The organism is Paraburkholderia megapolitana, from assembly GCF_007556815.1.
Lineage (GTDB): Bacteria > Pseudomonadota > Gammaproteobacteria > Burkholderiales > Burkholderiaceae > Paraburkholderia > Paraburkholderia megapolitana.
Genome location: NZ_CP041745.1, coordinates 2964232 through 2988433 on the forward strand (window position 1 = coordinate 2964232; position 24202 = coordinate 2988433).

15 protein-coding genes are annotated in these 24202 nt (G+C 62.1%); 7 read left to right on the forward strand and 8 right to left on the reverse strand.

Translation table 11 applies throughout. From position 1 onward, the window contains the following. Nucleotides 1-27 precede the first annotated feature (27 nt). From FNZ07_RS26500 to FNZ07_RS26520, 5 genes are all read left to right on the forward strand, one after another. A complete protein-coding gene (locus tag FNZ07_RS26500; RefSeq protein WP_091020454.1) occupies nucleotides 28-1623 on the forward strand; it encodes a benzoate-CoA ligase family protein in 1596 nt (531 codons plus the stop codon). 16 nt (nucleotides 1624-1639) lie between these two features. After that, nucleotides 1640-2485, forward strand: coding sequence for an alpha/beta fold hydrolase (locus FNZ07_RS26505; protein WP_091020456.1), 846 nt, complete (start codon nucleotides 1640-1642; stop codon nucleotides 2483-2485). Between the two features lie 175 nt (nucleotides 2486-2660). After that, nucleotides 2661-2996: a hypothetical protein gene (locus tag FNZ07_RS26510; protein ID WP_143098188.1), complete on the forward strand. Its 336-nt coding sequence runs from the start codon at nucleotides 2661-2663 to the stop codon at nucleotides 2994-2996. A gap of 79 nt (nucleotides 2997-3075) precedes the next feature. Then, entirely contained in the window at nucleotides 3076-5190 is a 2115-nt protein-coding gene (locus tag FNZ07_RS26515) for a phosphocholine-specific phospholipase C (protein ID WP_091020458.1), read from the forward strand. A 167-nt stretch (nucleotides 5191-5357) separates the two neighbouring features. Further along, complete coding sequence (locus FNZ07_RS26520; protein WP_091020460.1) at nucleotides 5358-6428, forward strand: SGNH/GDSL hydrolase family protein; 1071 nt, start codon at nucleotides 5358-5360, stop codon at nucleotides 6426-6428. Nucleotides 6429-6489: 61 nt separating this feature from the next. On the opposite strand, the gene FNZ07_RS26525 is transcribed toward FNZ07_RS26520, so the two are convergent. The 3 genes from FNZ07_RS26525 to FNZ07_RS26535 all read right to left on the reverse strand — a co-directional run bounded on the left by FNZ07_RS26525 (nucleotide 6490) and on the right by FNZ07_RS26535 (nucleotide 12435). Further along, the gene (locus FNZ07_RS26525) at nucleotides 6490-8070 is read right to left on the reverse strand and encodes a thioredoxin family protein (protein WP_091020463.1); all 1581 of its coding nucleotides are present in this window, start codon (nucleotides 8068-8070) and stop codon (nucleotides 6490-6492) included. A 21-nt stretch (nucleotides 8071-8091) separates the two neighbouring features. Further along, entirely contained in the window at nucleotides 8092-10830 is a 2739-nt protein-coding gene (locus FNZ07_RS26530) for a TonB-dependent receptor plug domain-containing protein (protein ID WP_245811756.1), read from the reverse strand. Nucleotides 10831-11520: 690 nt separating this feature from the next. Continuing rightward, nucleotides 11521-12435: a LysR family transcriptional regulator gene (locus FNZ07_RS26535; RefSeq protein ID WP_091020466.1), complete on the reverse strand. Its 915-nt coding sequence runs from the start codon at nucleotides 12433-12435 to the stop codon at nucleotides 11521-11523. A gap of 124 nt (nucleotides 12436-12559) precedes the next feature. On the opposite strand from FNZ07_RS26535, the gene FNZ07_RS26540 reads away from it, so the two are divergent. Continuing rightward, nucleotides 12560-13333, forward strand: a complete 774-nt coding sequence (locus tag FNZ07_RS26540; protein ID WP_091020467.1) for an SDR family oxidoreductase — start codon at nucleotides 12560-12562, stop codon at nucleotides 13331-13333. Nucleotides 13334-13414: 81 nt separating this feature from the next. On the opposite strand, the gene uvrA is transcribed toward FNZ07_RS26540, so the two are convergent. Then, nucleotides 13415-19291: an excinuclease ABC subunit UvrA gene (gene uvrA, locus FNZ07_RS26545; RefSeq protein WP_091020469.1), complete on the reverse strand. Its 5877-nt coding sequence runs from the start codon at nucleotides 19289-19291 to the stop codon at nucleotides 13415-13417. Between the two features lie 230 nt (nucleotides 19292-19521). Between uvrA and FNZ07_RS26550 the strand changes: the two genes are divergently transcribed. Then, nucleotides 19522-19905 (forward strand): hypothetical protein, encoded by a 384-nt coding sequence (locus FNZ07_RS26550; RefSeq protein ID WP_091020471.1) that lies wholly within the window; start codon nucleotides 19522-19524, stop codon nucleotides 19903-19905. Nucleotides 19906-19941: 36 nt separating this feature from the next. Here the strand turns inward: FNZ07_RS26550 and FNZ07_RS26555 are convergent, their stop codons facing one another. Genes FNZ07_RS26555 through FNZ07_RS26570 form a run of 4 tightly spaced genes read right to left on the reverse strand, consistent with a single transcriptional unit; the run spans nucleotide 19942 to nucleotide 24177 of the window. After that, the gene (locus FNZ07_RS26555; RefSeq protein ID WP_091020474.1) at nucleotides 19942-20745 is read right to left on the reverse strand and encodes an FRG domain-containing protein; all 804 of its coding nucleotides are present in this window, start codon (nucleotides 20743-20745) and stop codon (nucleotides 19942-19944) included. 36 nt (nucleotides 20746-20781) lie between these two features. Then, nucleotides 20782-22554: a phosphonate metabolism protein/1,5-bisphosphokinase (PRPP-forming) PhnN gene (gene phnN / locus FNZ07_RS26560; RefSeq protein ID WP_091020477.1), complete on the reverse strand. Its 1773-nt coding sequence runs from the start codon at nucleotides 22552-22554 to the stop codon at nucleotides 20782-20784. 5 nt (nucleotides 22555-22559) lie between these two features. Next, nucleotides 22560-23396, reverse strand: a complete 837-nt coding sequence (nadC, locus tag FNZ07_RS26565; RefSeq protein ID WP_091020479.1) for a carboxylating nicotinate-nucleotide diphosphorylase — start codon at nucleotides 23394-23396, stop codon at nucleotides 22560-22562. A 49-nt stretch (nucleotides 23397-23445) separates the two neighbouring features. Then, a complete protein-coding gene (locus tag FNZ07_RS26570; RefSeq protein ID WP_091020481.1) occupies nucleotides 23446-24177 on the reverse strand; it encodes an ABC transporter permease in 732 nt (243 codons plus the stop codon). Between the last annotated feature and the right edge of the window lie 25 nt (nucleotides 24178-24202).

The following is a 24202-nucleotide window of genomic DNA, read 5'->3' on the forward strand; positions in this document are numbered from 1 at the left end:
GCACGCCGCCCCACCGTTGGAGGAACCATGCAAGCCCTGCTGGACACACCGGCGAGCCCGCCTGCACAGGAAATCGCAGCAGCGCCACCCGCGCGCTTCAACTTCGCGGCGCATCTGTTCGATCTCAATCGAACGCGCGCCGCGAAGACCGCCTATATCGACGATACGAGCGCGACGAGCTACGCCGAACTCGAAGACCGCGCGCGCCGCTTCGCGACCGCGCTGCGCTCGCTGGGCATTCACGCGGAGGAACGCATCCTGCTCGTGATGTACGACACCGCCGAGTTGCCAGTCGCGTTTCTCGGCGCGTTGTATGCAGGCGTCGTACCGGTGATCGCGAATACGCTGCTCACCTGCGCCGACTACGTCTATATGCTCACGCACAGCCACGCGCGCGCGGTGATCGCATCGGGCGCGTTGTTGCCGGTCATCGCGCAAGCGTTGAGCGACGCCGAACATGACGGCTGCATGCTGATCGCCTCGCAACCTGGCGCAGGCGACCTGCCCTGCGCGTATGTATTGAGTCATCTGATCGAGCATGCACCGCCCGCCGTGCGCGCCACCTCGAGCGGCGCCGACGATATCGCATTCTGGCTCTACTCGTCGGGTTCCACCGGCAAGCCGAAGGGCACCGTTCATACGCACGCCAACCTGTACTGGACCGCGCAGCTGTACGCGAAACCGATACTCGGCATCGGCGAACACGACGTCGTGTTCTCGGCGGCCAAGCTGTTCTTTGCATACGGGCTTGGCAATGGGCTCACGTTTCCACTCACAGTCGGTGCGACCGCGATCCTGATGGCTGGACGCCCCACCGCCGACGCCGTGTTCGAGCGGCTCGTGCGTCATCGCCCGACGATCTTCTACGGCGTGCCGACGCTCTACGCGAATATGCTTGTGTGTCCGAACCTGCCCGCACGCGCCGACGTGGCGCTGCGCATCTGTACGTCCGCCGGCGAAGCGCTGCCGCGCGAAGTCGGCGAGCGCTTCGCGGCGCACTTCGGTTGCGACATACTCGACGGAATCGGTTCGACAGAAATGCTGCACATCTTCCTGTCGAACCGCGCCGGCGATGTGCAGTACGGCACGACCGGGCGGCCCGTGCCCGGCTACGACGTCGAGCTGCGCGACGAAGCGGGCCAGCCGGTGGCCGATGGCGACGTTGGCGACCTGTACATCAAGGGGCCGAGTGCCGCGCTGATGTACTGGAGCAATCGCGAGAAATCGCGCGCAACGTTTCTCGGCGAATGGATCAGGAGCGGCGACAAGTATCGGCGGCTTGAAAGCGGCTGCTACGTCTACGCAGGACGCAGCGACGACATGCTGAAGGTGAGCGGCCAGTACGTCTCGCCGGTGGAAGTGGAGATGGTGCTGGTCCAGCACGATGCGGTGCTCGAAGCGGCGGTCGTCGGCGTCGATCACTGCGGCCTCGTCAAGACATGCGCATTCGTCGTGCTGAAGCAGAGCGCCGTCGATTCGGGCACACTCGCCGACGAACTAAAAGCATTCGTGAAAGAGCGGCTCGCTCCGTACAAATATCCACGCGATATCATCTTCGTCGACGACCTGCCGAAAACCGCGACCGGCAAGATTCAACGCTTCAAGCTGCGGGAACTGCTCTGAGGCTCCGAGAAACGCCATGCCGCTTCCGTCGAACGCAACGACCGCCGCCACAGCCAGCGAATTCGCTACGTTACCCGCCACAGAGACGCGCGATGCGTTGCGCATCGAATACCGCTGGCTCGAAGCGAGCACACCTGATGCGCCGCTCGCGGTGTTCCTGCACGAAGGCGCCGGCTCGGTTGCAACGTGGCGCGACTGGCCACACACGCTCTGCGCCCGGCTCGGCATGCGCGGACTCGTTTACTCGCGGCCCGGTTATGGACACTCCACACCGCGCCCGCACGCCGAACGTTGGCCCGTCGATTTCATGCACCACCAGGCGCATGACGTACTGCCCGCCCTGCTCGACGCGCTTGGTGTCGACACAAAAACGCGTGCGCGGATGTGGGTGATCGGCCATAGCGACGGCGGTTCGATCGCGCTGCTGTACGCGGCAGCATTCCCCGCCGCGCTGGCCGGCGCAATCGCAATCGCGCCGCATGTGTTCGTCGAGGACGTCACGATCGACGGCATCCGCGAAGCGAAACACCTCTACGAAACCACCGACCTGCGCGAACGGCTCTCGCGCTATCATGCCGACGTCGATTCCGCGTTCTACGGCTGGAACGACATCTGGCTCGACCCGGCGTTTCGCGCCTGGAACATCGTCGGGCGGCTGTCGGCCATTCGCTGTCCATTGCTCGCGGTGCAAGGCCATGACGATCACTACGGCACCATGGCGCAGATCGAAACGATCGCCGCACAGGTGCCGCAAGCACAACTGGCAAAGCTGAACGACTGCGGACATTCGCCGCATCGCGATGTACCCGGTGCACTGAACGACGCGATCGCAGCGTTCGTTGACACGACGCGCGATAGCTAAATCGGCGCACATGCGGTAACGTTCCCGAAAGCTTGAACGCAGCACCATCCGGAGCGGCAAGGTCATCGCACCGGATTCACAATTCCTAAACACGCTACTGGTTATGCTTGTTGACTGCAGGGCCAACGTGCGTCGACACGTCGCCCGGCAATCTGCTTGAGTGCCGGAGAGCGTCATGTCCCCCGAATTCCCCCCAGAATTCCGCAGTTTCGCTGTACGCCGTAGCAAACGTTTAATCAGCCAGCTCCAACGCCCCACTGTGGTGCTGGCGTTCTGCTGCTGCGCACTCGTCGCAGCCTGCAGCGACGACGGCGCCCACGCGTCCGACGCCGCTGCTTCGTCGGCTCAATCGTCTCAATCGGCGCAGGACAGCGCGCCATCCGCCTCCGCTTTCAACGTCTCGCCCTCCACGATCGTTGCCACACCCGCCGCTGCTTCGTCGCAAGCCGATGGCGCAGCCGCATCCGCATCTGCAAGTCTCGCCCCACCCGTGATTCACACCGTCGATTGAAGTTGCTGCCCCCGGAACGGTGCCGTGCCGAGTTGTTTGCACCGTCGCTCTACCCACTTACTGAAGATCCAAGCTCAACATGACCTCAAAAAATCGCCGTGATTTTCTACGCGCAGCCGCCCAGGCTGCCGGTTCCGCGACCGCGCTGTCGATGCTGCCGCTCGGCATCCGCAATGCACTCGCGATTCCCGCCAACAATAAGACCGGTAGCATCCGCGACGTCGAGCACATCATCGTGCTGATGCAGGAGAACCGTTCGTTCGATCATTACTTCGGCACGTTGAGGGGCGTGCGCGGCTTTGGCGATACACGTGCCATCAATCTGCCGACCGGCCAGCCCGTGTGGAACCAGCCGCTCACCGCCGACGGCGCAGCCGGCACCGTGTTGCCGTTCCATCCCACCGCACCGAACCTCGGCCTGCAGTTCCTGCAGGATCTGCCGCACGACTGGAGCAGCACGCACGCCGCGTGGAACGGTGGCCGCTACGACCAGTGGGTGCCGTCGAAGGGCACCACGACGATGGCTTACCTGACGCGCGACGACATGCCGTTCCACTACTCGCTCGCCGACGCGTTCACGATCTGCGACTCGTATCATTGCTCGCTGCTCGGACCGACCGATCCGAACCGCTACTACATGTGGACCGGCTGGGTCGGCAACGACGGCAGCGGCGGCGGCCCGGTGATCGACAACTCGGAACTCGGCTACGGCTGGACGACGTTTCCGGAAGTCCTGCAAAACGCCGGCATCACGTGGAAGATTTACCAGGACCAGGGGACCGGGCTCAACGCGCAGGGTTCGTGGGGCTGGACCAACGATCCCTACATCGGCAACTACGGCGACAACTCGCTGCTGTACTTCAACCAGTACCGCAATGCGCAGCCGGGCAACCCGCTGTACGACAGGGCGCGCACCGGCACGAACGTTTCCGCGGGCGGCACCTTCTTCGACATCCTGCGCCAGGACGTGCAGAACAACACGTTGCCGCAGGTCTCGTGGATCGTCGCACCGGAAGCGTATAGCGAACACCCGAACTGGCCGGTCAACTACGGCGCGTGGTACATCGACCAGGTGCTGCAGGTGCTGACGTCGAACCCGGACCTGTGGAGCAAGACGGTCCTGCTGATCAACTACGACGAGAACGACGGTTTCTTCGATCACGTGCCGCCGCCGTTCGCACCGAACGGCACCAACGGCCTGTCGACCGTCGATACCTCGAACGAAAACTTCGCCGGCAACAGCAGCTACGCAGCCGGCCCGTACGGGATGGGACCGCGCGTGCCGTTGATCGCCGTGTCGCCGTGGTCGAAAGGCGGTTGGGTGTGCTCGGAACTGTTCGACCATACATCGGTGATCCGCTTTATCGAAGCGCGCTTCGGCAAGCAGTACAACATCCCCGAGTCGAACATCACGCCGTGGCGCCGTGCAGTGAGCGGCGACCTCACGTCCGCGTTCAACTTCATCAACCCGAACGACGCGTTCCCCTCGCTGCCGAGCACGGCCGGCTACGTGCCGCCCGATCAGTTGCGCCATCCCGACTATGTACCGGTGCCGCCTGCCCAGCAGTCCGTACCGACACAGGAAGCCGGTGTGCGTCCGCTGCGCGCGCTGCCTTACGAAACCTTTGTGCGTGTCGCTCACGACTCCGGCAGCAGCCGTCTCACGATGCGCTTCGTCAACACGGGCCGTGCCGCCGTATCGTTGCTCGTGTATTCGGCGGGCAGCATCTATGGGCCGCGCACGTACACGGTCGAAGCCGGCAAGCGTCTCGTCGACTACCTGTTGCCGTTCAAGCATGAAGGTGCGTTCGACTACACGGTGTATGGACCGAACAGCTTCCTGCGCCGCTTTGCAGGGACGCTGGCGGGACTCGACGGTAGCAACGGCGCAACGGCTATTCCGGAAGTCGCGGAAGGCTACGACGTCGCGAACGGCAACCTCGATCTGCGGTTGCGCAATACCGGTACCACCGCCTGCACGTTTACGATCGCGGATGCGTACAACCCGGGTCACGTCATCACGAAACGCGTGCGCGGCGGCGACACCCAGACGCTGTATTTCGACCTACGCAAGGTATACGGCTGGTACGACCTGACCATCACCGTCGATACGGATCAAAGCTTCGTCCGTCGTCTGGGTGGACACGTCGAAACGGGCCGTGCCAGCAAGAGCGATCCGGCGCTGGGAGGCTAAGCGGGAAACGGCTTCGTCGTGCGAAGGTTGCTAACGACGAAGCCGGTTTTTCAGACGTTCAATCACGTTGACTATCCGCCAGCAGATCGGTACAACGTGGAACCTTGGCATTGCTATGCAAGGCAGCAAGCGCTGCTTTGCCTTCACTCCTACCTGCCGAGGTGCTTATGGGTTCAAGGTCCTGGTCGCATCTTGTCCTGAGTTGCGCTGCTTGCCTGACAGTGTCCGCCTGCGGTGGCGGCGGTATTTCCTCCGATAACCCAAACCGGATCGAACAGGTCGTGTCGTTCGGCGACAGTTTGTCCGACGTCGGTACGTATGCGTACGCTAGCGGATTCGGCGGCGGTCGCTACACCACTAATCCAGGCTTGATCGCAGTACAGCGAATCGCCGCGCACTACAACGTCACGTTGACGCCGGCCTTGACAGGCGGCTTCGGCCAACCGAGCGTCACTCTCCCCAACGGGTTCGGCTATGCACAAGGCGGTGCGCGTGTGGCGAATCCGCCCAATCCCGGCGATGCCACCGGCGACACCGGCGAGTTGCAAACGCCGGTCACCTCGCAGGTCTCGGCTTACCTCAGTCAGCATCAACGCTTCAACACACATCAGCTTGTGCTGATACAGGCCGGCGGTAACGATGTGCAGGATGTTTATGGCGCGTGGGTGAATGCGGTTCAGTCCGGAACCGATCCGGCCACTGCGTTGACAGCGGTTTTGCCTACTGCTGCACAGGTGGGTACTCAGTTGGCCGGCATCGTGCAGACGTTGCTCGCAAACGGCGCGAAGCACGTTGCGGTGCAGAACGTACCTGATCTCAGCAAGACACCGGCCGGTGCGGCGGCGGAGCAGCAACTGCCAGGTTCGATGCAGGCGTTGCAGCAGATCACGCAGGCGTTGAATACGGCGCTGGCATCTGCATTGCCTTCTTCTGCGGCCGTGCTACAGATCGACGCTTATACGTTCTTCAATCAGACCGCCGCTAATTTCCAGAGCCTTGGGTTCCAGTACGACGGCAGCAACGCTACACAGGTGGCGTGCGGGCCAATTCCCTTGCCGATTCCCTATGCGGCGGATTCCGACAGCGCGCTTTTTTGTAGTCCGTCCACCTATGTGGCGCCCAATGCGGATCAGATTTATATGTTCGCCGATGCGTACCATCCCAGTACGCATCTACAGCAGTTGATTGCTGCTTATGAGGTTGGGCTGACGGATGCTTGGCTGGGGTCGCAGAATTAATACGCGTGCGCTGCGGATCACCGCAGCGCATCGCTTGCACCGTTCGTCCTGCTGTTCAATCTCAAACCTTAACCGGCCGGATCAGACTTTCACACGTCGCTAGCGCCGCATCGCCGGCAGGCAGCTTGCTGCACACGCCTTCGAACTGTTTGACGATCACCTTCACCGTCGAATCGTGTGCCCCGCCCTTGTTCCACTGCGCGAGTTGCGTGACGACCTTGTTCAGTGCGCGTCGGTTGGTGCCATAGAACGCGCCAGGCGTCTGACCGGCCTGCACGAGCAGATCCGATGCAACGTGCTGGATGCGTGCAGTGTCGTCAGGTGCAAGTGTGACGGCTCCAGCGAAGTAGTTCGCGCCCCAGCGCAGACGGGTCGCCGGTCCGCTCGATGCATCGTACGCACGTTGGTACCAGTCGAGTGCAGCAGCCTTGTCGCCACGTGCCTTCGCATTCGCTGCGAGTTCCGACATGAAATAGTACGGAGCGGGCGAACGTCCCATCGACGACTTCAGCAACGTATCCGATTCATCGATCAACCCGGCATCAGTCAGCGTCTCGGCTCCTTCGCTGATCACCGACTGCCGTTCCCACGCACTGGTCGTTGCCTTGTCCGCCGCGGCTACCTGCTCGCGCACTGCATCGAGTAGCGGTTTAGCGAGCGGTGCCGGTTTCGGCGTGTCGAGTCGCGCGAGGTTCACCCGGCCATCGAGCGCCGACAGGCGGTCGGTCGTCGACAACGAACTATCGGCGGCCAGACGCGTGAGCACCGCGTCCCATTGCTTCGCGAGATCGCGTTGTCCCGGCGTGCCCTTGCCGACGAGATAGGTCGTGTCGTCCGCGGGGCTCTCGATCAGAGCATCGAAGTCGTCGCGGCTAAGCTTGGGGTCTTGCAACACCTGATGCAACGTTGCCAGCGCAGCGGCCTTGTCTAGCGTGCTGCTTTGTTTCGGATCGCCGGATGCGGCGATGTTCACCGCGGTCAACTCAAGCCGCTGCGACTCGGCCGGTGCGTGATCGGCCTTTGCGTGTCGAGCCAGCGTTTGCAACGTCGCACTGATGCGATCCTCCGGCACCGGCAAATCGCCATCGGTGTCCCATGAGTAGTTGGCCAGCATGCGCCAGTCGTCGCGAGTCAGTTTCGCGCCGTCTTTCAGTGCGATCGCAAAGGTCTGCTTGACCGGGTGCGCTGCATTCAAGCCCGCCGATAGCGCCTGCATGTAGCGATCGGGATCGGCCTCGCCAGGCAACCGGGTGATTTCGGTTCCATCGGGTTTGAACAGGATCATCGTTGGATAGCCGCGCACTTTATATCGCTCGCCTACCTTCTGCGCATTCGCACTGTCGCCGTCGAGATAGACCGGAACGAAAAACGACGAACGATCCTTGAATGCCTGCTGACTGAAAATGGTTGCCTTGACCTGGTTGCAAGGCGGACACCAGACAGCGCCCCAATAAAGCAGTAACGGTTTGCCGGAGGTCTTAGCCAATGCGAATGCTGCGTCGACATCGCCCTGCTGCCACGCGATGCCAGGCGGTAAATGTACGGTCGCGGTCGGGGCGGCAGACGGTGCGGTAGCAGCAAAGCCCGCGCTCGATGCAATCAGCATGATCGATGCCGCCAGATGATGAAGTCGAATGTTCATGTTCTGGTTCTCCAGTAGTGCTCAGTTGAAGCGGTGATCGAATTCCAGCCAGAAGGTCCGCCCGTAAGGCATGTAGTAGCCAACGGTATAGTACGGCCATCCGCCGGAATCGTCGTGCTTGATGGTGTTCATCAGGTTGTTCACGATCAGCGTGACCGACGTGTCTTTGCTGAACTCATGCGCCACGCTCAGGTTGGCTAGCGCCGTCGGCGACAGGTACGCCGTCTGCGCCGCATTGGGCACCTTGCCGTAGCGCTCGACCTGCAAGGTCGAAATCCATTTGGCAATCGACCAGGTCACGCTGACGGTCAGCTTGTCCGGCCACTCCGGGTTACCAGTGGGATTCTGCAGCGAATGCAGCAAGTCCTGCACCGGACCGTTCGCGTACTGCTGGTATTTGTGGCTCAAGACTTTCGTGAAATTGGCGGTCCACAAAAAATTCCCGTATCCGTGTGTCTTGAAACGCCACTTGCCGGTCAGATCGAAACCGCTGGTCCGCTCCATCGCCGCGTTGATCGGGTTCACGAGTATCTCGTTGATCGCGCCGGGGTTAAGCACTGCCGTCAGTGGATTGCGCACCACGCGCGACAGCGCGTCCTGACAATCCGGCGAGTTGATGTTGAGTTGTCCCTCGCGACATTTTGCTTCGGTACGCAACAGGTTATCCGGATCGATCACCGTGACCAGGTTGTCGATGCGGATGTTGTAGTAATCGGCCGAGAAATCCACGTCCGCAGTCGGCGACAGCACAAATCCATATCCCCACGATGTGCCGTTTTCCGGCCTGAGGTTCGTGTTGCCGGTCTGGATATAGTTGGAGCCCGGGGAAACATTCGCGAACTCGCAATTGCTTAAGGGCTCACCGGACTGATTGCAGCGGTAATAGTCGGTGGTGCTCTCGAAGTAACCCTTCTGCTTGCCCTGATAGAGATAATTCATATCGGGTGCGCGGAAACTCGTCCCGTAGTTGCCTCTCGCAAGGAAGGTGTTGATCGGTCGATATTCGAGGCCCAGCTGGTAGGTGAATTTTCCCGCGCTGCGACCGCTATAGAAGTAGTCGTCATAGCGACCCGCCACGGTCGCATCAAGTTGATGAATGATCGGGATGTTGAGTTCGACAGCAGCCGCATAGCGCTTGCGATTGCCGCTAAAGGTTCCCGTATCGTTAGCGTTGTCGTATGCGCCCTGGTAGATCAGCGGATCGGCCGTATTGCTGAACCCCTGCGTACCGTACTCGAGCACGCCGGCTCCCTTGACCATACCAGCCGGTAATTTGAACAGATCGCCGTTAGCACTGAGGCTGAGATTCTGCGTCCACGTATTGTTCTGGCTCGCGGATTCGCTATAAAGCGATGCGAACTGCGACGCCGTGAGCGGCGTTGCAAAGCGGTTAGCATTGGGTGCGTAGATCGGCACGCCACCAGCGGTTGTGCCCAGTTGCGGTCCCAGATAGTACGTATTGATGGATGAATCCAGACGCGGCACTGTCGCGCGGCTCTGATAGCCGGACGCACTATAAGTCGCCTCGTAGTTCCAGCTACTGTCGCCGATTGCACCGCGCACACCGAGAGCAAGATTGCCGGACACATCGTTCCATTGCTTGTCCCACGCTGTCGCGCCGCCAATCTCCTCCGGCGCAAAGCGTTTGCTCCACACCTCATCTGCGCCCGTCGTCTGGTTGAAAAAGTAACCGGTAGTCGCCGCGGCCGACGTCCAGATCGGTCCGCGCGTATTGTTTCTGGTTTGATCCCATGCACCTGAGGCCGTGCCGAACAGCGTCGTCTTGTCATTCAGACGGTACTCGAATCCCGCATAGACGTTCTCGCTACTGTTGTCTGTCTGGGTGGTCCAGAAGTCCGGCCTCGCCTTGCCGCTGCCGCAATACGAGCCGCCTTGTCCATTGACGCTCGTTACGCTGCCGCCAAATGCATGGATACCGCTGAGCGCACCGCAAGCGGCAGGCCCACCAAGGTACTGTCCGGTATCGAGATTCTGGCGCGACCAGATCGAGGTCGGCGTCTCTCCCTCGAGCGTCGATGACGACATGAAGTCGCGCTGCGCCGACCAGATCGGATTGGTCTTGCTGACCTCGATGCCGAAGACGGTACTCAGCGCGCCGAAGTCCTTGCCGCCCGATATCTGCAGGCGACCGTTGGTACCGCCGCCTCCCTGTGTTGTGCCGCCCTTCACGTTCACCTCCACACCATCGATATGCTTCTTCATGATGATGTTCACAACGCCCGCGATCGCATCGGAACCGTAGACTGCCGACGCAGCGCCGTTCAGGATCTCGATCCGGTCGATCATCTCGGACGGAATATTCGCGAGGTTCACGAAGTTGACGTTGCCGTCGTAGGCGACCGGATAATCGGCCACCCGGTGTCCATCGACCAGTACCAGCGTGTGATTGGGTCCTAGTCCGCGCAGATCGATCGTGTTTGCCGCAGGCGTGAAGGTATTTCCGTAGTCCGCACCCTCGGTAAATCCCGTATTCTGGGTTTGCTGCGCCAGCGCATCGTAGACATTCCGGTAACCCTTGCTCTCGATGTCCTTGCTGGTGATGACCGTCACACTCGTCGGTCCTTCCTTTTGCGAACGGGGAATCCGCGATCCGGTTACGACGACCGGTTTGAGACTCACGGCATCGCCCTTGACCACGTCTTGCGCTGCGCTTGCGGCCACGGGTGTGCTTGCGGTAATCGCCGCACTTGCGGAAACGGCCGGTGTGGTTTCCTGTGCGCTAACGGAATATGCGGCCACGCCAGACAGACTCGCCAGTCCGACGCAGATCAGTCGGAATCCGATGGAATGCAGGCTACCTTTCGAAGTACCCATTGTTGTTTATATAAGAGATCTCGCCGATGCTTAGGCACGACGTGACCCATCCGGCCTCTACGACGAGAAGCCAGCGATGGAAATGTACGAGAGAGGGATTACGGGCGATCTGGAAGCAGGTTTTCCGCGCGACGAAACGCAGGTCGCAACAACCCGACTACGAAATCAGGCCATCATTTCTTATAGATTTTCCGCTGCATCGTGGTATCTCTTTTTATAAGGAACCCAGAATGTAATGGTCTGAAATAAAACCGGTCCACCGATATTTGCTTATATCGATGTACGAATTTCTGTATTGATGAGGATTGGTACGACGACAGCGGGTCGCTGTCGTGTTGCCTGCCGATCACCGAAAGTGCCTTGCGAGAAGGCCGCGCCGCTTTAGCAAGAGGAAGTACGTCGGCGCGTACGTATCGAATCGATAGCGAGCACGAAAATTCTCATTGAGAAAAATTGAAGATCAAACGGTACGTGTCAAACGATACGCATCGGCATATGCCGTAGTACGAACTACGGCATATGCATGGCGCAATGTACGAGAGCGGTCGCACGCGGTAACGATTGATGTCCCGAACCTGACTCGAAACCGAGTAATCGCAGCACACCATGACACGCCTAACGCGCATGCTCAAGGTGCGGTTGCATCAGTTCCTCGAACCAGTCGATAAACACATTGAGCCGCCGCGAGCGCTGCCGCCGGTGCGGATACAGCGCGGACACATCCATCGATGCCGCACGCCACTCCGGCATCACTTCCACGAGCCGCCCCTGATCGATCAGATACTGCACGTCGAAGCGCGGAATCTGGATCAACCCTACGCCAGCGAGACAGCACGCAATATAGTTCTCAGCGTTGTTGACGATAACGCGACTCGGCACCGCCACATACGACGCGCGCCCTTCGCCATCGGTCAGATATTCCCATGGCAGTTCGCGCCCGGTTGTCGGCGACGCGTAGCCGACCATCCAGTGCTCGCGCTCCAGTTGCAGCGGATGCGCCGGCACGCCATGTTCGTTCAGATAACCGGGACTCGCGCAGTTGATCAGCGCGATATGCCCAAGCGGCCTGACGACGAGACTGCTATCCGTCAGTTCCCCCACGCGTATCACGCAGTCGACGCCCTCCTGGATCAGGTCGATCGAACGATCGGTGGAACGCAGCGCCAGCTCCAGCTTCGGATGACGCCGCAGCAACCCCGGCAACATCGGTGCGATCAGACGACGCGCGATCCGGCTCGGCACATCTACGGTGAGTCGGCCGCTCACATCGAGTCGCGCATGGAACAGCCCATCGAGTTCGTCGGCATGCGCAAGCAGTTCGCGCGCGCGTTCGACGAGCAGCAGACCATCGGCGGTCGGCTGCACCGTGCGCGTCGTCCGGTGCAATAGACGCGTGCCCATCGCGGCTTCGAGTTGCTGGATCGCCGCGGACACCGTCGCGCGCGGCAGTTCGAGCCGGTTCGCGGCCTTGATGAAACTGCCCATCTCGGCGATCTGCACGAACACCTTCAATTGATCGAGTCGGTCCATATCCGTCTTCCTTTGGCACGAATCGATTGTTCAGGAATCGGGATAATTAATCCAGTATTCACTAGATTATCTTTAACAATGTTTTGTCTAGACTGGAACGTCCCATCGTAACGAGGAGGTTTTCATGGCAGATCATTCGCTCAACGGCAAGGTCGCACTCATCGCGGGCGGCGCCAAGAATCTGGGCGGCCTGATCGCGCGCGATCTCGCGGCGCACGGCGTAAAAGCGGTGGCGGTTCACTACAACAGCGCAGCGACGGCGGATGCGGCAGAGCAGACTGTTGCGGCCATCAAGCAGTCCGGCGTCGAGGCGCGCGCGTTTCAGGCCGATCTAACGACGGCGGCCGCAGTCGAGAAACTGTTCACCGACGCAAAGAGCGCCTTCGGCCGCATCGACATCGCGATCAACACGGTCGGCAAGGTTCTGAAAAAACCGTTCGTCGAGATTACCGAAGCCGAGTACGACGACATGTTCGCGGTCAACTCGAAGAGCGCGTTCTTTTTCATCAAGGAGGCAGGCAAGCATCTCGAGGACAACGGCAAGCTCGTGACGCTCGTCACGTCGCTGCTCGGTGCGTTCACACCTTTCTACGCGAGCTATGCGGGCAGCAAGGCACCCGTCGAGCATTTCACGCGCGCGGCATCGAAGGAATTTGGTGCGCGTGGAATTTCAGTGACGGCTGTCGGACCGGGGCCGATGGATACGCCGTTCTTCTACCCCGCCGAAGGCGCGGATGCGGTCGCGTATCACAAGACCGCTGCATCGCTGTCGGGGTTCAGCAAGACGGGGCTAACCGACATTCAGGATGTCGTGCCGCTGATCCGTCATCTCGTGACGGACGGCTGGTGGATCACCGGTCAGACGTTGTTGATCAATGGTGGCTACACCACCAAATAAGCGCGGGCCACTCACGATGACGTTCGCCGTGCCACTTCACACTCTGCACTGCGCAGGCACGGCGAACGCATCTTCTAACTCTCACCCAACGCTAACCTGCGCTTCCACCGCGGGCTGATCGCCACTGCGCGCCAGTACCGGCGCCAGCGCCTCGCCCGTGTGACTCCGCGCCACACGCACCAGTTGCTCCGGCGCAGCCGCTGCGACGATCGTGCCACCGCTCGCACCGCCTTCGGGGCCGAGATCGATGATCCAGTCCGCTTCGGCGATCACATCGAGATCGTGCTCGATCACCACAACGCTATGTCCCGCATCGGCGAGCCGGTGCAGCACGCGAATCAGCTTCGCGACATCGGCCATGTGCAGCCCGACCGTCGGTTCGTCGAGCACGTACAGCGTGTGCGGCGCCTTCTGCCCGCGTCGTGTGATGTCGTCGCGGACCTTGCTCAGCTCGGTGACCAGCTTGATACGCTGCGCCTCGCCACCCGACAGCGTCGGTGAAGGCTGGCCCAGCGTCAGGTAGCCGAGCCCGACATCCTTCATCAATTGCAGCGGATGCGCGATGTTCGACATCGGCGCGAAGAACTCGACGGCTTCGTCGATTTCCATTGTCAGCACATCGCCGATGTTCTTGCCGCGCCAGCTCACCGCGAGCGTTTCCGGATTAAAGCGCTGCCCGTGGCACACATCGCACGGCACCTTCACGTCGGGCAGGAAGCTCATGCCGATCGTACGAACGCCCTGGCCTTCGCATGCGGGGCAGCGGCCGTCGCCGGTATTGAACGAGAAACGCGACGCGGTGTAGCCGCGCGCCCGCGCTTCGAGCGTATCGGCAAACAGCTTGCGGATCGTGTCCCACACGCCGATATAGGTCGCCGGGCACGAACGCGGTGTCTTGCCGATCGGCGTCTGATCGACTTCGAGCACGCGATCGATCGCTTCCCAACCGGTGATCGAATCGCAGCCCTGCCATACGTGGTTCACCGTGTACGCAGGACGCGGTGCACTGCGCGCAAGCACGCTCGAACGGCGGTTCGCCGCCGGCGCGCTCTGAACCGCGTTACGCGCACGCCGCGTGGCCGGCGACGACAGCACCGAGCGGCCGACCGCATCGAGCAGGTTGGTCATCAGCACATCGCGCGCGAGCGTCGATTTTCCCGAGCCGCTCACGCCCGTTACAGCGACGAGCCGCGCCAGCGGAATGCCGACTGTGACATTGCGCAGGTTGTGCAGCTTTGCGCCGTGCACTGTGAGCCATTGCTCCGGCACCGCGGGCTTGTTCTTGCGCGCCGGTTCGACGGTGCGGCGCGGTTGCAGCGGATGAGCGATTGGTCGTGCGAGAAACTGTCCGGTCAGCGATGTGGGCTGTTTGGCGAGATCAGCCACACTGCCCTGCGCGACCAGCGCGCCGCCGCGCTTGCCCGCGCCCGGACCGATGTCGATGATGTGGTCGGCACGACGGATCGTGTCTTCGTCATGTTCAACAACAACGAGCGTGTTGCCCTTGTCGCCGAGCTTGCGCAGCGCGTTCAACAGAATCTGGTTGTCGCGCGGATGCAGGCCGATGGTCGGTTCATCGAGCACATAGCAGACGCCCTGCAGATTGCTGCCGAGTTGCGCGGCGAGCCGGATGCGTTGCGCCTCGCCACCGGACAGGCTCGGTGCAGCACGGTCGAGGCTCAGATAGCCAAGCCCCACCTCTTCGAGAAACTGCAACCGGCTACCGATCTCGCTGACGACATCGCGCGCGATACCGGCATCGCGCCCAGTCAGCTTAAGACCGTCGATCCAGCGACGCGTATCGGTAACCGTCCAGCGCGCGACATCGACGATGGCCTTCGAGCTAAACGTGACCGCGCCCGCGACCGGGTTCAGCCGCGTGCCATTGCAGTCCGGACACGGTTCGTCGACCACGCCTTCAGGTTCCTGTTCCTCCGACGGCAGGCTCTGCTCGCGACCGCGACCGTCTTCGATCAACACGGTGTCGTCATAAGCAGCGCGTTGCTCGCGCGTGAGTTTGAGACCAGTGCCGACGCACGTCGTACACCAGCCGTGCTTGCTGTTGTACGAGAACATCCGCGGATCGAGTTCTGGATAGCTTGTGCCGCATACCGGGCAGGCGCGTTTGGTAGACAGCACCTTCACGTCGCCAACGCCTGCGGTTACACGCCCTTTCATTAACGCATCCTGCAGACCATCGAGCGGCGCCAGCAGATGCATCACACCCTTGCCGATCTCAAGCGTCTCGTCGAGCCGACGACGCAACTCCGCTTCATCGTCCGCCGATACGACGAGATCGGCCACGGGCAATTCGATCGTGTGTTCGCGGAAGCGGTCGAGCTTCGGCCACGGGTCCACCGGCACAAATTCGCCATCGACCCGCAGATGCGTATTACCGCGCGCTTTCGCCCACTTCGCGAGATCCGTATACACACCCTTGCGGTTGACGACGAGCGGCGCGAGCAGGCCGACATGTTGGCCGCGATGATCGCGCAGCAGTTGCGCCGCGATCGACTCGACGCTTTGCGCCGTCACCGGCGTGCCGTCGTGGATGCAATGCTGTATGCCAAGCTTCACGTATAACAGCCGCAGGAAATGCCAGACTTCGGAGGTCGTCGCGACGGTACTCTTGCGACCGCCGCGCGACAGGCGCTGCTCGATCGCGACCGTCGGCGGAATGCCGTACACCGCGTCGACTTCGGGTCGCCCGGCCGGCTGCACGATCGAGCGCGCGTAAGCGTTCAGCGACTCGAGATAGCGGCGCTGCCCTTCGTGGAACAGGATGTCGAACGCGAGCGTCGACTTGCCCGAACCGGACACACCGGTGATCACGTTGAACTTGCCGTGCGGAATATCGACGTCGAGCGCCTTCAGGTTGTGTTCGCGCGCATTGACAATACGCACGACGTCATCGCCTTCGATCGCCCGACGTGCGCGCGCTGCGGCAAGCGAAGTTTGCAGCGGCACACCATCGGTAGCCTCAACCGCCGCGCCCACTGCCCGGTCGTACTGGATCAACGCCGCGCCGGTATGCGACGCGGCGCATTGCTTGACGTCGTCGGGCGTGCCTGCGCACAGCACAAGGCCACCGCCGTCGCCGCCTTCGGGACCGAGGTCGATCAGCCAGTCGGCGGCGCGAATCACATCGAGATTGTGTTCGATCACGATCAGAGAATGACCGCCCGCAAGCAGCTTGCCGAACGCGCGCATCAGCTTCGCGATGTCGTCGAAGTGCAGCCCGGTGGTCGGTTCGTCGAACATGAAGAGCCGCCCCGCTACGGCCGGCTTTGCGGTACGCGTAGTACGCGGCTGCGCGGTCTCGGCGAGAAAACCCGCCAGCTTCAGACGCTGCGCTTCGCCGCCCGACAAGGTCGGCACCGGCTGCCCGAGCTTCACATATTCGAGCCCTACGTCGACGATAGGCTGCAACACGCGCAGCACTTCCGCGTCGTCGGCAAAAAACGCGATCGCTTCGCTGACTGTCAGCTCCAGCACATCGGCAACGCTGAGCGCGCGCGCCGGCGCACCGCGCTCGATCTTCACTTCGAGCACTTCGGCGCGATAACGCCGTCCGTCGCAATCGGGGCAGCGCAGGTACACGTCGCTCAGGAACTGCATCTCGATGTGTTCGAAGCCCGAGCCGCCGCACGTCGGGCAACGACCGTCGCCCGAGTTGAAACTGAACATGCCCGCGCCGTAGCCGCGCTGCTGCGCGAGCGGCGCCTTCGTGAAGAGCTTGCGGATTTCGTCGAATGCGCCGACGTAGCTGGCCGGATTCGAACGCGCGGTCTTGCCGATCGGCGACTGGTCGACGAACACGACGTCGCTGAGGTATTCGGCGCCCGACAGGTTGCGGTACGCGCCCGGCGATTCGGTCGGGTTGCCGAAGTGGCGCGCCAGCGCCGGATGCAGCACGTCTTGCAGCAGCGTCGATTTGCCCGAACCCGAAACGCCGGTCACGCAGACAAGCCGTTGCAGCGGAATCTCGACTGTCACGTCGCGCAGGTTATGTTCGCTCGCACCTTCCAGGACGATGCGCGGTGTGTCCGCTGTGACTTCGCGCCGCGACCAGTGCGCGGCATCGGCAACATGACGGCGGCCACTTAGATAGTCGCCGGTCAACGTGGTAACGCTGCGGATGCCGGTCGGTGTGCCGTCGTAAATGATCGTGCCGCCGCGCTCGCCAGGACCAGGCCCCATGTCGATCAGACGATCGGCAGCCAGCATCACCGACGGATCGTGCTCGACCACGACCAGCGTATTGCCCGCATCGCGCAGCCGATGCATCGCTTCGACGATGCGGTTCAGGTCGCGCGGATGCAGACCGATGCTCGGCTCGTCGAGGACGAACAACGTTTTGGTCAGCGACGTACCGAGCGCCGTGGTCAGGTTAATCCGTTGCACTTCGCCGCCCGACAGCGTGCGGCTTTGCCGGTCGAGCGTCAGATAACCGAGCCCGACGTCGCACAGGTATTTGAGCCGTGTGCGCACCTCGGCGAGCAGCAGCTTCAACGCATCGTCGAGCAGTGCACTGGGCAGTGCGATGTCGTCGAAGAACCGGCGAATGCGCTCGATAGGCAGCAGCATCACGTCGTGCACCGTCAACCCAGGCAGCGCTTCGAGTTGCTTGCGCGACCACTCGACACCGCGCGGCAAAAACCGGCGCGTGGGTTCGAGCACCGCATCCGCATTCGGCTTCGTGCCGAGACGCCACAGCAGCGATTCGGTCTTGAGCCGCGCGCCGCCGCAGGTTTCGCACGACGTGTAGCTGCGGTACTTCGACAGCAGCACGCGGATGTGCATCTTGTACGCCTTCGATTCCAGATACTCGAAGAAGCGTTTCACGCCGTACCAGTGGCTTTGCCACTTGCCATTCCAGTCCGGCGAACCGTTGATCACCCAATGACGCTCCGCATCGGTCAACTCCGCCCACGGCGTGTCGCGACGGATATCGGCTTTCGCCGCGTAGCGCATCAGATCGTCCTGACATTCTTTCCAGGCCGGCGTCTGCATCGGTTTGACTGCGCCGCCGCGCAGTGTCTTGCGCGCGTCCGGAATGACGAGACCGAGATCGACGCCGATCACGCGACCGAAGCCGCGGCAGGTTTCGCACGCGCCGTACGCCGAATTGAACGAGAACAGCGCGGGCTGCGGGTCCGCGTAACGCAGGTCGCTATCGGGGTTGTGCAGGCCGGTGGAGAAGCGCCAGATCTGTGGTTCTGCATCGGGAGTGCGCGCAGCGGAGTCCGCAGGTAGCACGTAGACGCTCACACGCCCCGCGCCGCGCTTCAGCGATGCTTCTATCGCCTCGACCGCGCGCACCTTGTCCGTGTTGCCGAGCCGGAAGCGGTCGGCGACCACATCGAGCACCTTGCGCGTGCCGGTCGGCGACGCAACTTCGCGCTGCGCCTGCACGCGCGTGTAACCGCTCGCCGACAGCCACTGCTCGATCTCCGCATCGGACGCCGATTCGGGCAACTCGACCGGAAACGTCACCACGAGCCGCGGGTCGTCCGCCGCCGCACGTGCCACCAGTTCGGCATAGATCGTTTCGGGCGTGTCGTGCCGCACGGCCTGCGCGTTGTTACGGTCGAACAGTTCGGCCGCGCGGGCGTACAGCAGTTTCAGATGGTCGTTCAGCTCGGTCATCGTGCCCACCGTGGAGCGCGAACTGCGCACCGGGTTGGTCTGGTCGATGGCGATGGCGGGCGGCACACCGTCGACCCGATCCACCTGCGGCCGGTCCATGCGGTCGAGAAACTGCCGCGCGTAGGCGCTGAACGTCTCGACATAGCGCCGCTGCCCTTCGGCATACAGCGTGTCGAACACGAGGCTCGACTTGCCGGACCCGGACGGCCCGGTCACCACCGTCATTTCGCCGGTGTGCAGGTCGAGGTCGAGGTTCTTGAGATTGTGCTGGCGTGCTCCGCGGATGCGGATGGTTCCGTGAGAGGACAATTTGGCTGACCGTCTGAAGGAGTTGATCCGGCTTCGCGACCTGAACTCATACGGCACACGGCGTGCTTCAGCCGCCGACTATGGGCGCCGGCGAAGGCGGAATGAATGAGACACTATACTGTATGTTTATACAGTTTTCTATCTTTCATTACAGTTTTACACCTTTCATGACAGTAAGGTGTCGCCAATGAAAATAGAATGCGGGTCTTCGTATTCGTGCATGGGAAAACATGATGATTCGCTTATCCGTCACGCTCGCCACGCTGGTTGCAGCGATCGGTTCGACAGGCGTTTGGGCAGCAGATGCCGCGTCCCAGGCGGCGGTAGCACCGCCGCATCGGTACCTCAGTCCTCAGGCAGCCAACGCGGCTACCGCGGTTAGCCGTCCGGGAGGCACGTCGTCCGCTTCGGACGACAAGCGCTGCGCCCAGCTCGCGTCGGAAATCGATGCGGAGAAAGCGTCGCCGCATCTCCCCGCCGTCGGCGCACCGCAATTCGATATCGCAAACAAGCGCCCCGTCGATCCACGTGCCTACGATCCCGATCGTCGGGTCTACGACAAGCGTGCAAGCCTTGAGACCACGTTCGCCCAAGAGGGATGTCGACCACGATAGTTTGCGTTGCCGCGCTCCGCTCATGCGGCGCGCGACTCACGCATCATCGACGCTGTGTTTTACCGATGCAGTCGGCCAGACTATTTCCAGCTCAAGCGCGATCGATCGCGCGAGCCCTTCCATATCCGGAAACAACGAGGCGTTCGTAATGTTCATGCGATACAGCGAACGCATCGCGTCTTCACGAACCGACGGCGGCAATACGATCTTGCGCAGCAGTTCGTCGTCGCTGGAATAGTTGCTGACGATCTCGTCGAGTGGCTTTTGCAGCAGCCCCGGCAGCACAAACGTGCCGGCCTGCGCGATCAGACGCTGGTCCATTTCCGACGGCTCGCCGAACCAGATCACCGGGTTCTTGTCGGTCAGAAAGAATTTCTCGAAGTTGCCCTTGCGCCGCGGATCGATCATGTCGCGCGTCAGGTGCGGGGTCGTGGTCGGGTAAGCGCGATTGGTCCATAGCGCGGGCGTATTGACCGCAAAGATCGCCGCATCGGACACGGCCCGCTCCAGCGCGAAAAACGCAGCAACGTAAGGCGATTTCGTGAAATCGAGCAAGCGCGTCGGTGCGCCATGATGCTGCATCAGCCCGAGACAGCGTAGATCGTCGGATAGCGCACGCACATCGGACAGATAGTTGTGCGCCTTGCGACGAAAGATGCGAATGGCGCGCTGCTCCTGGATGCGCCACGTCGAGCGGTCCGGCACGAATGCCGCGAGGTAGCGCGACAGCGAACTCTGTAGCAGCCAGTTCGCATCCTGCTGGCCGCGAAACGCCCATCCGTCCAGTTCGGCCGTCAGATTCATGAACTGCTGCCAGCTCGACACCACGGTCGTTTTCACTTCGATTTCCTCATCCGGTCATTCACTCGTCACTCTTTACTCTATTCGATAACCCGTCTGCAGTGTGGCCGCGGCCAGGGTCGCGGCCCGATCGAGTGCAGCCGCGTCGTTCGCGTGAATCAGGTACAGCGTGTCGCCGGCCGCTACCGTCTGGCCGACGCGGCACAGCAGGTCGATGCCCGCGCCGGCATCGGCGGGCGCGCCGGCTTCGCGCGCAATGCCCGCAATCGACCAGCCGTCGATCGACGTCACCGTGCCGCCGTGCGCAGCCCGTACCGCGTGCACGTGCGTGCCGGGTAGTACCGGCTGCGCGCGGCGTCCTTGAGCATCGACGATACGCTCGAACGCCGTGCGTGCCGCGCCGCTCGCCAGCAACCCGGCAGCGATCCGCCGACCCTCGATCACGTCGCCGACACCAGGCGCCCATGCAAGAATATGCGCCGCAAATGTCAGCGCCTTGTCACGCAAATCGACAGGCGCAGCGCCGTCGTTGTCGAGCACGAGACCGACGTCGCGCACTTCCAGCGCCGGGCCGATGCCGCGGCCGATCGGTCCGCTGCCGTCGGTGACGAGCGCCTTCACATGCAAGCCTACGCCTGTACCGACGTATTCGAATAGATCGCCGAGCGCGCGCGCTTCCTCGGCGGTGTGCAGCTTTGCGCGCGGTCCGTATGGCAGATCGACGATCACATGCGTCGATCCCGCCGACACCTTCTTCGACAAAATCGACGCCACCGACCAGCGGTTCGTATCGAGCCCGAGCGGTCGCGTAAACGCATTGATGCGATCGTCGATCAGCGAATGATTGAGCCGGCCGTTCCACGCGATACAGGCGCGCGCCTCTTCGACGCAACGCCGCACCTCCTGCGCGGTGAGATCGACACGCGCGACGGTTTCCATGGCGTCGGCGGTACCGGCTGCAGATGTGATTGCACGCGACGATGTCTTCGGCATCGCCAGACCGTACGCGGCGACGATCGGCACGACAATCAGCGTGATGCGGCTACCGGGAATACCGCCCATCGAATGCTTATCGACGACGATCGGCTCGTGCCACTCGATGCGCGGCATGAGCTTCGCCCGTACCCGTGCGAGCCCAAGCACTTCGGCATCGGTGAGATGACTGCATGCGTGCAGCAAAAACCGGTCGATCTCGCGATCCGGATAACGCAACTCGAGGATGTCGTGCAGCAGCGCCTCGTATTGCGTTTCGTCGAGCGCTTCGCAGGCTAGTTTCGCGTGCAGTAGCGGCGCGCTGGCCGGCGGATTCGCGGCATGTCCCAACGCCGCAATGAAACGCTCGATGCCCTGCTCCAGCGTGCCGTCGTTGACGACGCGCCAGGTCTCGACATCGGCCGCGTGCGGCGCGACTTCGCGCTGTACCCTGAGCCGCACCTGTTCGGGCGTCTCGCGGCCACGCTCGAGAATGCGCACGGCCAGCACATCGGCCGGCGCGCTCACTTCGATCACAACTAGTCGCGGCACACGTGTCGCCAGTTCGGCGATCATGCTGCGCGAGCCGTTCGCGATCACATGACGACCTTCGGCGAGCAGCGTTAGCAGATCCCGCCGCAGGCCATAACGCAAACCGTGCGCAGACCACGTAATCAGAAATTCGCCGCGTTCTTCAAGTTCAGCGAACGTGGTTTCATCGAGCGCTTCGTGATCTTCGCCGGGAGATCCCGCAGGCCGGGTAATCGCTCGGCGCGCGAAATAGAACCGGCTGTCAAGGCGCCGCGCGCCTTCGATCAACGAATCCTTGCCGGCGCCGCTCGGACCGACCACGAAGAAAAAGATGCCTGCCGTCATGGCGGCTACTCCGTATCATCCAGACCGATGTCGACGCATGACGCCGCCTGGTTGATCTTGCTCGTGGAGATGTAATCGACACCGGTCTTCGCGATCGCGCCGATGGTCGTGAGGTTGATACCGCCCGATGCTTCGAGTTGCACACGGCCGCCGACCATCTCGACGGCGCGCGTCATGTCCGCGACCGACATGTTGTCGAGCATGATCACGTCGACACCCGCTTCGAGCGCTTCGCTGACCTGCTCGAGACGATCGCACTCCACCTCCAGCTTCGTCAGCACCGGCAACTGCCGGCGTGCGCGTTGCACAGCCTTCGAGATGCCACCGCACACGGCGATATGGTTGTCCTTGATCATCACGCCGTTGTCGAGACCGAGCCGGTGATTCAATCCGCCGCCGCACGTCACGGCATGCTTTTCGAGCATCCGCAGACCCGGCGTCGTCTTGCGCGTATCGATCAGACGCGCCCGCGTGCCGGCGACGGCCGCCACATATTGCGCGGTCAGGTTGGCAATGCCGGAGAGCCGCTGCACGATGTTCAATGCAGTACGTTCCGCGGTCAGCACGCTGCGCGCGTTACCGCGCACGTCGAGCAGCACCGCGCCCGGATCGACCTTGTCGCCGTCCTTCACACGCACGACGACGTCGAGCGTCGAGTCGTAACGCCGGAACACGCGCGCTGCGACATCGATACCGGCGACGATCAGCGGTTCGCGTGCATTCATGTAGAACGCACCGGTCTCGTGCGCTTCGATCATCAACTGCGCGGTGAGGTCGCAGTAGCCGATGTCCTCGGTCAACCACAGGTCGATCAGGCGGTCCGTCTGGAATACGTCGTACATGGTGTCCCTACCTCTCTTAACGGAAATGGATTCGATCGTACACAACCGCTCAGCGATGTTTCAGGCGCCGGTCGGCCATCATCAGCAGACCGTTGCACGACAGCGCGAACACGGTCAGAAACAGCGCGACGGCCATGATCGTGCGGATATCGCCGAGATTCATCGCGCTCGTCAGCAGATAGCCGAGCCCGCGTTGCGAAGCAAACATCTCGCCGATCAGCACGCCGAGCAGCGTCAGCGAAAAGCCGAGCCGCAGGCCCGAGACGATTTCGGGGAAGATGGCCGGCAGCACGACATGAATAACCGTGCGCCACGCCGACAGCCGCATGGTTTTCGACGCGCGCAGATATACCGGTCGCATCTGACGGATCGCGTTCATCGTGAACATCAGGATCGGAATCAGACCGTGCATCACGCCGAACGCAACCTTCGCCGACAGGCCGAGCCCGAACACCAGCAGCACCAGCGGATACAGCGTCACCTTCGGCAGCGAATACAGGTTCAGCAGGATCGGTTCGGCAACGAGGCCCGACAGACGGTTCACGCCGAGCAGCACACCGAGCGCAACGCCGCCCGCCAGCGCGATGACGAGCGCATAGGCAAGTGCGCGTGCGGTCTCGCCGACGTTACTCCAGAAAGTAGTCGTACCGAGCATGCCGAACAGCGCCTGCACGGTGCTCCATGGCGACCCCATCGAACTGTCGCCGACCGCCCAGTGCAGACATTGCCAGCACGCGACGATCGCCACGGCGACCAGCAACGAATCGGTAAAGCGTCTCATGACGATCGCTCCGTAGCCCGTGACA